Annotated in this window: 3 protein-coding genes; all 3 read left to right on the top strand. The window is 68.4% G+C overall.

The window, feature by feature from the left end:
- Positions 1 to 186 precede the first annotated feature (186 nt).
- Positions 187 to 723 (top strand): chemotaxis protein CheW, encoded by a 537-nt coding sequence (locus tag AB7U92_RS25630; RefSeq protein WP_428583450.1) that lies wholly within the window; start codon positions 187 to 189, stop codon positions 721 to 723.
- A 154-nt stretch (positions 724 to 877) separates the two neighbouring features.
- Positions 878 to 1,414, top strand: a complete 537-nt coding sequence (locus AB7U92_RS25625; RefSeq protein ID WP_428583450.1) for a chemotaxis protein CheW — start codon at positions 878 to 880, stop codon at positions 1,412 to 1,414.
- Between the two features lie 23 nt (positions 1,415 to 1,437).
- The coding region (locus tag AB7U92_RS25620; RefSeq protein ID WP_428583448.1) for a methyl-accepting chemotaxis protein at positions 1,438 to 2,644 on the top strand (1,207 nt) is incomplete at its 3' end.

Below are 2,644 nucleotides of genomic sequence, written 5' to 3'. Positions count from 1 at the left end.
CAATACCGCCGTCACCCAGCTCGACCAGATGACCCAGCAGAACGCCGCGCTGGTCGAGCAGTCCGCCGCCGCTGCCGAATCGCTCCGGGAACAGGCTCAGCGCCTGAACCAGGTGGTCGGCACCTTCCGCGTCGACGCCGCCCACGCCTGAACCCCATTCCAACCCACCAGCCAGCGAGAACCACCATGGACATGATCACCGACGCCCAGCACGTGGCAGCGCACGAGGCGGCCCGCGCCCAGACGCATGCCGGCGGGGAGTTCCTCACCTTCCGCCTCGGCGCCGAGGAGTACGGCATCGACATCCTGCGCGTGCAGGAGATCCGCTCCTACGAGCAACCCACCCGCATCGCCAACGCACCGCACTTCATCAAGGGCGTGGTCAACCTGCGCGGCGTCATCGTCCCCATCGTCGACCTGCGCATGAAGCTCGGTTGCGAGTCCGCCGAGTACAACGCCTTCACCGTCGTCATCGTGCTCAACGTCAAGGGCCGCGTGGTCGGCGCCGTCGTCGACTCCGTCTCCGACGTGCTCGAGCTCGGCTCGGCCTCCATCAAGCCCGCCCCGGAGATGTCCAGCGCCGTCGACGCCAGCTACATCACCGGCATCGGCGCCATCAAGAGCGGCTCCGGCGACGACGCCTCCGAGCGCATGCTCATCCTCATGGACATCGAGGCCCTCATGGCCTCCGCCGACATGGGGCTGATCAACGAGCTGCACTGAGCGCTCGCTTGAGCTGGATCAAGAAGGCCGCCCGAGGGCGGCCTTCTTCGTTGGCGGGCTGCCAAACGCATCACGCGGCGCCTGGCGACAGGCTCCATTTCCGACCCGGCCGGCCGATAAGTTGCCAAGCGCATCACTTTTCGAGGTACCGACCATGGACATGATCACCGACGCCCAGCACGTGGCAGCGCACGAGGCGGCCCGCGCCCAGACGCATGCCGGCGGGGAGTTCCTCACCTTCCGCCTCGGCGCCGAGGAGTACGGCATCGACATCCTGCGCGTGCAGGAGATCCGCTCCTACGAGCAACCCACCCGCATCGCCAACGCACCGCACTTCATCAAGGGCGTGGTCAACCTGCGCGGCGTCATCGTCCCCATCGTCGACCTGCGCATGAAGCTCGGTTGCGAGTCCGCCGAGTACAACGCCTTCACCGTCGTCATCGTGCTCAACGTCAAGGGCCGCGTGGTCGGCGCCGTCGTCGACTCCGTCTCCGACGTGCTCGAGCTCGGCTCGGCCTCCATCAAGCCCGCCCCGGAGATGTCCAGCGCCGTCGACGCCAGCTACATCACCGGCATCGGCGCCATCAAGAGCGGCTCCGGCGACGACGCCTCCGAGCGCATGCTCATCCTCATGGACATCGAGGCCCTCATGGCCTCCGCCGACATGGGACTGATCAACGAGCTGCACTGAGTTTCGCCTGAAGGATTCGAGCCATGACAACACACTCCCATTCCGTTGCCGACAGCGCATCCAGCCTGGGCCGCACGGCCGACCGGATCATGCTGGTCACGCTGGTCGCCTTCTCCGCCGCGGCGCTGGCCATCGGCCAGTACTACGGCTCGCTGGGTCTGGCGGCCGGCATCTCGCTGGCACTGCTGGCGCTCGGCGGCTTCACCTACGCGAGCGCCGCCGGCTCGCTGGCCTCGCGCCTGGTGCTGGCGGTGTGCGTGGCCTCGTCGGTGGCGCTGCACATTCACCTCGGCCGCGGCACGCTGGAGTTCCACTTCGGCGTATTCGTCACGCTGGCGCTGCTGCTGGTCTACCGCGACTGGCGGCCGATCGTCGCCACGGCGGCCTTCTTCGCCGTGCACCACGTCGCCTTCGACCGCATGCAGGCTGCGGGCCTCGGCGTCTACTGCACGCCGGAGCCCAACTTCCTGAAGATCGTCATGCACGCCGCCTACGTGGTGCTGCAGACCTCGCTGGAAGTATGGATCGCCGTCCGCATGGCGGCGCTGGCGAAACAGGGCGACGAACTGACCGCGCTGGTGCACGAGGTCGAGGCCGACGGCCAGATCTCGCTCGACCTCACCCACGTCCCCGCCACGACCGCAGGTGCGATCGCGCTCAAGCAGGCGCTCGGTCGCGTGCAGCAGACGCTGCTGCAGGTGCGCGAATCGGCCGGCAGCGTGAACACGGCCAGCGACGAGATCGCCACCGGCAACCACGATCTCTCCGCCCGCACCGAGCAGGCCGCCAGCAACCTGCAGGAGACGGCCAGCGCGATGGAGCAGCTGACCGCCACCGTGCGCAACAGCGCTGATTCGGCCGTTCAGGCCAACCAGCTCGCGGCCTCCGCCGCCGAGGTGGCCCAGCGCGGTGGCTCGGTCGTCTCCCAGGTGGTCTCCACCATGGACGAGATCAACGCCAGCTCCAAGAAGATCTCCGACATCATCGGCGTCATCGACGGCATCGCCTTCCAGACCAACATCCTGGCCCTGAACGCCGCCGTCGAGGCCGCCCGCGCCGGCGAGCAGGGCCGCGGCTTCGCCGTCGTCGCCTCCGAGGTTCGCTCGCTGGCCCAGCGCAGCGCCGAGGCCGCCCGCGAGATCAAGGGCCTGATCGGCGCCTCCGTCGACAAGGTCGAGGCCGGCTCGCGCCTGGTGTCGGACGCCGGCTCGACGATGAACGAGATCGTCG

It is taken from the genome of Piscinibacter sp., assembly GCF_050175855.1.
In the GTDB taxonomy this organism is placed as follows: Bacteria; Pseudomonadota; Gammaproteobacteria; order Burkholderiales; family Burkholderiaceae_C; genus Piscinibacter.
Note: the sequence above shows the minus strand (reverse complement) of the source record. Positions and strands in the feature narration are given on the sequence as shown.